We start from the raw sequence: 9,276 nt of genomic DNA, 5'->3' as shown, positions 1-9,276 counted from the left end.
ATGGCAAAAAGACATTAAGTGGCACTAAGTTCTTTTTGAACCACTAAGGCAAAAAGACATTAAGTGGCACTAAGTTCTTTTTGAACCACTAAGGCAGAAAGACAATAAGTGGCACTAAGCTCTTTTTGAACCACTAAGGCAAAAAGACGTTAAGTGGCACTAAGTTCTTTTTGAACCACTAAGGCAAAAAGACATTAAGTGGCACCTACGCTTTTTTGAACCACAAAGGCAGAAAGACAATAAGTGGCACTAAGTTCTTTTTGAACCACAAAGGCAAAAAGACATTAAGTGGCACTAAGCTTATTTTGAACCACTAAAATTTAAAGGCATTAAGTTTAAAGTATCATTCTTTTTATTCCATCTTTCATTAAGGGTACATGAAAATTAATGAGGAAACCTAAACGCTTGCCTGTAAGTTTTAAATAGCTTAATAATTGCGCTTCCCAAACCGGATGATAATTTTCCTGCGCTTTAAATTCTACTATTATTAAATCTTCTACTAACAAATCTAATCGCAAACCTTCATCAATAATCAAGGTTTGATAAATGACCGGCACTTCTTTTTGCTTTTGATAGATTATATTTCTATTTCCCAATTCGTAATAAAAGCACTTTTCATAAACACTTTCCAATAATCCAGGCCCCAGTTCTTTATGAACCCGGATAGCAATATCAACAATCTGTTTTGCTAAATACTCTTCTTTATCAGAAAGCTTTTCAAACATATCTCTTTGTGTTCCTTTATTTAATTTGTATTCCTTGGTGTGTCTTTATGTCTTAGTATTTTAGTGGTTCAAGATCAAGGTAAATAAAACACCTCTTGCAAACGAACAATCACCTGCGATTTTTTGCTAAATACCCTTCTTTATCAGAAAGCTTTACAAACATATTTCTTTGTGTATCTTTCTGTCTTAGTGTCTTCGTGGTTCAAGATCAAGGTAAATAAAACACCTCTTGTAAACGAACACTCACCGGCGAATTGTCTTTATTTGTTTCCATCATGTCTTTCATATAAGCCCACCATTTTTTCATCACGGGTTCATTGGGTAAGGCCTCCAGTTTGGTTTTATCTTCAATGGTAAGATAGCCAATCAATGCATTTGTTTCTTCATCCAAAAAAATTGAATAGTCTTTTATACCCGCTTTTTTTAGCAATGCTTTCAGCTCCGGCCACAAGGCTTCATGTCGCTTTTTATATTCCGCTTCGCAACCTTCCAAGAGTTGCATTTTGAATGCCACACGTTGCATAGATAAAATTATTTTTTACTTTTTTTTGAACCACTAAGCCACAAAGAAACGAAGGAACACAAAGTTTTTTAATCAGTAAAAAACACAAAGCTTAGTTTATCTTACTGCCTTCCTGCCTTTGTGGTTCCAGAAAGACTATCTCAAAAATCCAGCAGCTACACCCCCATCTACATTCAATGCATTGCCGGTTGATTTATTCAACAGTCCGCCTACAAATGCAAAACAGGCATTGGCAATGTCATCCGGTAAAATGGTTTCGTTTAGCAGTGTGCGTTTAGCATAGTAAGCCGGTAATTCTGCCACGGTAACACCATAGGCTTTTGCACGGCCTTCTGCCCATCCACCGGCCCAGATATTACTCTCTGCAATAACCGCATCTGGATTTACTGTATTCACTCTAATTTTATCTCCACCCAGCTCTGCAGCCAACAATCTTGTAAGATGTGCCTGCGCTGCTTTTGCAGAACCGTAACCCGCATTGTTAGGCCCGGCCACTACAGCATTTTTTGACACAATATTTACGATATCTCCGCCAGTGCCTTGTTTGCGCATCATTGATACAGCCGCTTTGGATACCAAAAATTCACCCTTCACCAAAATATCATACAGCCTGTCCCAGTCTTCAATACTGTGATCGGTAATGGATTTGGAGATGCTGATGCCCGCATTGTTTACAATAATATCTACGCCTCCAAATGCAAGTGCGGTGACTGCAAATGCTTTTTCAATCGTGTGATTATCGGTTACATCCAGCAAGGTAGAAGCTGCTGTATCTCTGCCAAATAATTGTTTAAATTCTTCCATGGCGATTTGCAAACGCTCTTCGTTGATGTCGTTGATAATTACACAGGCGCCTTCGGCTGCAAATTTTTTAGCGATGGCTTTTCCAATACCACCGGCACTTCCAGTTACCAAAGCAATTCGGCCTGTGAGTGCTTTTGGTTTGGGCATGCGCTGCAGTTTGGCTTCTTCCAGCAACCAGTATTCTATATTGAATGCTTCCTGTCTTGGCAGCGATGTGTACTCACTAACGGCCTCGGCACCACGCATTACGTTGATGGCATTGATGTAAAATTCAGATGCTACCCTGGTGGTTTGTTTGTCTTTTGCGAAACTAAACATGCCCACGCCGGGATATAAAATAATTACCGGGTTGGCATCCCTCACTGCAGGACTATTGGGATGTTTGCAGGTGTTGTAATAATCTACATACATCTTTCTATAGGCTTCAAACAACGGTGCAATTTTTTCTTTGATGGCTACAGTATCGTTCACATTTTCACCGGTTGATAAATTTAACACCAGCGGTGAAATTTTTGTTCTTAAAAAATGATCGGGGCAACTGGTACCCAATGGCGCTAACCGGTCCAGATCGTTGGAGTTGATAAATTGCAATACCCGGTCATCATCTGTAAAATGACCAATCATTTTTGTTTTTGAAGAACAGAATCCTCTTAAGATGGGTGCCAGGGCAGCAGCCTTTTCGAGCCTTTGTTCTTTTGGCAGAGACTCAATTTTTTGCCCGCCGAAGATGGGCCCTTTTTTACTGTAATTGTCTTCCAGGTATTGGGCGCATTTTTCAATCACTTCCAGCGTATTCATGTAACTTTCATACGCTGTATCGCCCCAGGTAAATAAACCATGAGAGCCAAGCATAATGCCGCGGATACCGGGATTTTCATCCAGACATTCTTTTAATAACAAACCCAGATCAAAGCCTGGCTTTTGCCATTTCACCCAACCTATTTTTCCGCCGAATAATTCCTGCGTAATTTTCTTACCGTCTTTGGCTGCGGCAATCGCAATGGCTGCGTCGGGGTGCAAATGATCTATGTGTTTGAATGGTAGAAATCCATGCAGTGCCGTATCAATAGACGGTGCCTTAGATGCCAAATCATAAATACAATGATTGAACAATTCCACCATCTCATCTTCATGCTCAATACCCCGATAGATATTTTTTAAATTAAGTAATCTGTCCATGTGTAAAGCCGCAAGGCCATTGCGTTTCATGGTACCCAGGTCGCCGCCGCTACCCTTTACCCACATTACTTCGGTATCCTTTCCTGTCAGGGGGTCTTTAGCGATTGCTTTGCAGGAAGTGTTGCCGCCACCATAATTGGTGAGGCGTAAATCGGCGCCCAATAAATTAGAACGATATACCAGTAAGGCTACTTCATCACCGGCCAGTTCAGCCGCTTTGGCATCATCCCACAGGTAGCTTACATGTTTAAATTGTGTTGTTGCAGAAGTCGACATAATGCCTGTTTTAAATAATTTAATAAAATTTATTTGAGTGAGTTACCATATCCTACCAGCAATACCGATAGTATAATGGTTATTATTCCTATAACAATCGTTGTGCTTGTTTTTTTATTAACGCCTTTCCACTCTTTTAATACCAGCCCCCACATGTTTGCGGTGAGTATAATAAATGCCATGTGCAATATCCACGAGCTGGGGCCGTTGCCCAGTTTACTTTCGCCCATACCATAGAAAAAAAACTGCAAAAACCAGGTAGTACCGGCCAATGCGCAAAAAATATAGTTCGACAACAAGGGTGTTTTTTTATTACTATAGTCACCAAAAGTTTTATTACGGGCATTTAAAATCATACACCAGATAAAGTTGGTGGTCAATCCGCCCCATAGCACTACTACATAGGTTACATTATTCTGGTATAAAAAATTTCCCTGTGCCGGATGGGCTGCTTTCCATATTTCATTGGCCAAACCAGCCATGGGTTTTCCTGCCTCCAAACCAAAATTAAAACAGGCGCTCAACACACCCGATACAATAGAAACGAACATCCCCAGTGCAAACTTATATTCTGTCTTTACGGTGGTGCCATGCGGATCAGTTGCAGCATTACTCAATTGTCTTTCTTTCATTACGCCTGCCTTGCCGCAAATGACAATGCCCAATATACTCAACGCAAGCCCGGCCAGCACGGTGAGTCCCCAAGGGGAACCTATCAGCATTGAGAAGGTATCTTTTCCTTCTTTTGGAAAAAAATTATAGTAGATGGATGGTATTACGGCGCCAAATACCATACACAATCCGAGAATGATACTACTGCCCAGCGCAACACCAAGATAACGTACTCCAAGGCCATACGTTAATCCACCAATACCCCACAACACACCAAACAAATAAGTAATGCCAAGTGTAGATGGATTTGCCTGCCGGATAATATCTGCAAAACCAGGAATGGTTAAATAAGCTGCCAGCGGTGGTACAATCAACCACGAGAAAATACCTCCCACTATCCAGAAGCTTTCCCAACTCCATCCTTTAACTTTCTTATATGGCATGTAAAAACTACCGGAAGCAAACCCGCCGATGAAGTGAAAAATAACCCCGAGGATAACCTGCATGTAAAATGAGTTTTGATTTGGCTATGAACAATCTTTGTAAAAATAAGGGAACATCTTATGGGAACTGTCATGTACTGTCATGAAAGCCAGATTATTTTTTGCAGTGATATTTAAATGCAGTTACGTAGCCAGATCTGGTATTAATTTTCAGGAATATATTATAATGCCCCGATACCTGTACGCCATCAGGGATACCACTTTACAGAAAACAACCGCCACAGATTTGCGTGGCATACGTACTCCCCCAATTATGCGGCCTGCATGTGAAGAGGGTGTTTTCATGACGCAGATAAATATTTCTTTTGTTTTTTAAAGCCGGGATCACTACTTTATTTTGGCGGATACCTTACACAAGAGTATCACTTTGTAGATTACAAGCCGGATTTGCGTGGCGCAGGTAAGCCCAAAAAATCTGCGGCCTGTATTTGAAAGGATCGTTGCCATGGAGCAGATGTATGTTTCATTTCTGCCGAATACTACGGCATAAAACACTTGTGCATAGTATGTGTCACACGGCGTTGGCATGGCTTGATTTATTTAATATGCTACCGAATGTTTCAAAAAATCTTATCGCGGTACATAAGCATTTGTTGAGAATCTTTCAGCTTCAAACTCGTAAAAATTCTTATAGTAATGGTCGCCAGGTTGCACACCATATATGGCATAATAAGGTAAAAAAAAGTAAGGAATATCGGCATAGACATATTTGGAAAACATGTTTTGTATGGTCGATGATTTTATATTTTTAGATAATGGCTTAACCCAGGTATTAAAAACCTGGTATTGATTATATTGAAATCTGTGTATTAACTCATGTGAAAGTATCCACTCTTTTGTCAAGTTGCTCTGTGGACCATATGTATAAACAATGGCTCTTCCAAAAGTTGCTCCCGGAGTATTTGTTACCCCTGAGGGAAGATTTAAAAGATCATAATTCTAAAATATAATCTCTCCCGTTTTAAGGCTGGTGCCGGCATCGAATGTTCCGTAATGTGTTGCAATAATTGTTGATAACATTGCATAAGGTAACAACCTGGCTTTAATTTGTTTTGATTCCATAGAATAGTCAAATCTTAACAAGCCAAAATCAATAGTCCAATTTTGCAAAAATGGTAAGCATGCTGATGCATTTTCTATAATTGAGTAACCTGTAGCATAAAGAAACTTGGCTGGCCATGCATATAATACTTCCTGTTTTATATTTATAAGATGAGAGACTTTCTTACCTGAATAGTCAATTAAGCCACCAATACTTCCCTGCCAAAGGCCTCTTGCAAAAGCCCTTTTCCAGTTTACCGATTTTGGTTTATTGATAATAGATCCTATACCGGCAGTAATGCCACCAAAAGCAACATTTTATACAAAAACTGTTCTTTCTTGGTGCTGCGCAGATGAGTTTAAACAAAAAAGTAATAATAAAACAGTGATGACCCTGCTAATTGATAATACCTGAAGTAGTAAACTATATTTATTAATCATATTTTTATTTAAAAAGCCAGCTGGTATTGTTACCTGGTGGGCTTTTGATGTCGGGAAGGTAGATGTTTTACATTACGTAACAATCACTATTAGCCGGGTTCTTTAAAGTCTTCACCCCTACGCGAGACGATTCGGGGTGAAGGCTTTGCCTACGAATTACGCAAAATAATCAACAGCTAGTTTCCGGATCTAAAACAAATGCTGCCAATAATGGTATTTTAACCTCAACTATAAAAGTCTAAAAACAACTGGTCTGAACCCAGTCAAAAAATTGTAATTCTTGGCTTTTTTACCAAAGCAATTTTATCCTTTACCCACTTCAGCATACTTTCAATAACTATGCATTTGTAGGTTATACGTCACTTTTAAATTGAAAATTTAGTTCGATTTTATGTTTAATAAATATAAAAGGCTACCAATTTGAAATCAGGCAATTTGGCCGCCGGGTGAAAGGCTAACGTTATTGATTGGAATAATGTTTATATGGAAAATTACTAAAAATAATGATGAATTGCTTTACAATATTGTAATTCTTATTCTGAGCATTTAATTGTTTTATTGCACAATCTCAAACAACAGAATTCAGGATAAAAAGGATTGCTTCTCCTAAATTAGATTCCCTAAAAAATATAGAAATTAACTCAATAACAAAAAGGGCTTTCAAACTATTAACCAGCGTTTTGTAAATTTCTTGCGCAATCATGAATTAGCTTGTTATTATCAGATCTTTTATTGATGAAGAGGTATGTGAAATTTTGAAGTAGTATACAAGTTTCTTCTGTATAAACTGATAACATGGGATGACCTTCCTGTATATTATTAGAAGATCTGAAGTTTTAAAAGAACTTCGTTTATAAGAAAAGCTACTGGGAACGTTATCCCAATTGCGGCAAAGATTTGAGCATATGTACTTTCCACATTTTCTGTCTTTCCACTGATTGAAGAGCCGCTAATCCAACAATGCCTGCATCATCAGGATATGTTTTTGACAAAAAAGTATTGAAATAAAAGAAGAAATAATCACTAAACGGTTTTAACGATTTGTGTAAATTTAATATTTCAAATGACCCCTCATTAAGTTTTAAAAAATATCAACCGAATCTGCTCTTATTGAATCATCAGCTGAAATATTTTTATGCAAAAAAGTATCTTCTTTTTGGCCTCGCTAATTTCAAAATATTTACACAAAGTAATATGTGCTTCAGCAACCAATTCCAACTTTATGCTGTTCGTATTTTTTCTACAACTTTGTTTCTTTGCTTTGGTTTACCATGCTTTGTAAGTTTGCCAATTACTATTTGCGCTATCGATTCTTTTTTACTTATTAAAGCATTTTTAAAACCTCTTTTAAATTTTATTTATCCCATCAATAGAAACGATAAGCTACTAAAAAATTCAATCAGTTTATACATTTTATTTATCAACCGCTATGTAAACAACATACCCTCTTGGTGGTGCCCAAAATTCACCGCTACCAAATCCATCTGTCCATTTATCCTGCGGTATTTCTGTATTATTTTTTCCATAAAAAGCTTCCGGGGTAAATTTTGTTTCTGCCCATTGGGTGTATACCATCCGCCCGTTCCATCTTCCGGAATTATTGAGCACAAACAGCAGTCCTTTTTGACTGGCACTGCCATGGCGTTGCATGATGTAAAGATCATCATCACAATAAAGAATACCAGTGCTGCCAGCGGCGTATAACTCATGTACTTTTACCAGTGCTGCTATGCCATTTTTATTATCTTCCCGGCCAAGGCCGTTATTGTAATAATCCTGCCAAAACACACAAGGATACCCTTCGTGGGTAAGGATATAGGCATAAGCCAGCATCTTATCATTTATAATTGGATCAGCACGAAAGATATCATGATTTTCGACAAAACTTACTGCACATTCCGCCTTTCCGTCTGTAACCAATGTACCTTTTTCAGTAAGGCTTTTCAAACTAAAGCCATAACTATCGCAAAGATCTTTCAGCCTGCGGCGGAGTGGAAAATCGAAAGCAGCTACCGGGTTATCAGAAAATGCATTGGTTTGGCTGAGCCATTCAGTAATGTTGATATCTGAATCCCAATACTCTCCTAAGCCGAAAGGAGAAAATTCAGTATTGCCATTTTTTTTATACAATCTTTCCAGGATTGCGTAAATCATCCAGCCCCCATAGCCTTTTACAAAGTCGTAGCGTAATCCATCAAAGCCAATATCTTCAATCAGCCAGCGGGCATATTCCATCAGGCTGCCGTACACATAAGGATTGTGATGACAAAGATCCGGCATATCGTCAAACGTGTCACCATCCCATCTTTCAAAATAAGACGGATGATAGCAGGTCCAGTCTCGTGCAAATTTACCGCTGCCGGGATTGTATTTGGTCCACCTCGTCTGGCCGTCAAATAAATTTTTCTCCTGCTCATCTGCACCATTCGTGTGGTTTAGCACTATGTCGGCATATACCTGTATTTTATTTTGGTGAGCAACTTTTATAAGCGCTTCCAACTCACTTCTTAAACCAAACCAGGTTGGTAAAGATCCTTTCTGATCAATATCACCGAGGTCATAATAATCATAAGGATCATACCCCATTGACATACCACCCATATTGGCGGCTTTGCAGGCCGGTGGCAGCCACAGTGCGGTAAAACCAACCTTACCTAAAGCTGCTGTTTTTTCATTTATAAAATTCCACCACCCAAATTCTTTTGCTTCCAGCCTGGGACAATCCCAGTAAAAAGCCTGCATCATTACACCCATAATTGTTTGCTATAATTTATATTTATAATGTTGTATAATTTATTAATTGCGGTTAGAATTACAATAAAGGCGCTTAGTCATGTCCTTAAAAATAACCTGATAAATCTACTGTATAATGCATGCATAAAAATGACGTGCAGCAAAGTACAGAATTATGAAGGAATTAATTAAAACGCTAACTATAAAATAATGGTTACAAGTGCAAGCTGACAAAAAATTCTATTGCCCGGATTTTAAAAATATGATTACTGTAATGGAGAAAGACACGCCGGATTGAATCTTTTTCTTTCCGCATTACATGGATGTAATTTTTTATATTAAAACTCCACTTTTCTCTATTTGAATTCCATTCAGCCAATAAAAACACAAAAAGATTAATCAAGTGGATGGTATGATGTAAAACTTTTGTACTTTTCAT

6 protein-coding genes are annotated in these 9,276 nt (G+C 38.3%); 1 reads left to right on the top strand and 5 read right to left on the bottom strand.

Translation table 11 applies throughout. The features are described from left to right. Positions 1-335: 335 nt before the first annotated feature. From H7254_RS07065 to rhaT, 4 genes are all read right to left on the bottom strand, one after another. Positions 336-725 carry a GxxExxY protein gene (locus tag H7254_RS07065; RefSeq protein ID WP_301921903.1) on the bottom strand — a complete coding sequence of 130 codons (390 nt, stop codon included), beginning with the start codon at positions 723-725 and terminating at the stop codon, positions 336-338. A 208-nt stretch (positions 726-933) separates the two neighbouring features. Then, complete coding sequence (gene rhaM, locus H7254_RS07060; protein ID WP_301932303.1) at positions 934-1,248, bottom strand: L-rhamnose mutarotase; 315 nt, start codon at positions 1,246-1,248, stop codon at positions 934-936. A 135-nt stretch (positions 1,249-1,383) separates the two neighbouring features. Then, positions 1,384-3,507, bottom strand: a complete 2,124-nt coding sequence (locus tag H7254_RS07055; protein ID WP_301932302.1) for a bifunctional aldolase/short-chain dehydrogenase — start codon at positions 3,505-3,507, stop codon at positions 1,384-1,386. 29 nt (positions 3,508-3,536) lie between these two features. Next, the gene (gene rhaT, locus H7254_RS07050; protein WP_301932301.1) at positions 3,537-4,625 is read right to left on the bottom strand and encodes an L-rhamnose/proton symporter RhaT; all 1,089 of its coding nucleotides are present in this window, start codon (positions 4,623-4,625) and stop codon (positions 3,537-3,539) included. Positions 4,626-4,704: 79 nt separating this feature from the next. Here rhaT and H7254_RS07045 point away from each other — a divergent pair, with 79 nt between their 5' ends. Continuing rightward, positions 4,705-4,938 carry a hypothetical protein gene (locus tag H7254_RS07045; RefSeq protein ID WP_301932300.1) on the top strand — a complete coding sequence of 78 codons (234 nt, stop codon included), beginning with the start codon at positions 4,705-4,707 and terminating at the stop codon, positions 4,936-4,938. A gap of 2,579 nt (positions 4,939-7,517) precedes the next feature. Here the strand turns inward: H7254_RS07045 and H7254_RS07040 are convergent. Continuing rightward, on the bottom strand, positions 7,518-8,858 hold the full coding sequence (locus tag H7254_RS07040) for an alpha-amylase domain-containing protein (protein ID WP_301932299.1): 1,341 nt from the start codon (positions 8,856-8,858) through the stop codon (positions 7,518-7,520). Between the last annotated feature and the right edge of the window lie 418 nt (positions 8,859-9,276).

The organism is Ferruginibacter sp., from assembly GCF_014377975.1.
Classification (GTDB): Bacteria; Bacteroidota; Bacteroidia; order Chitinophagales; family Chitinophagaceae; genus Ferruginibacter.
Note: the sequence above shows the minus strand (reverse complement) of the source record. Positions and strands in the feature narration are given on the sequence as shown.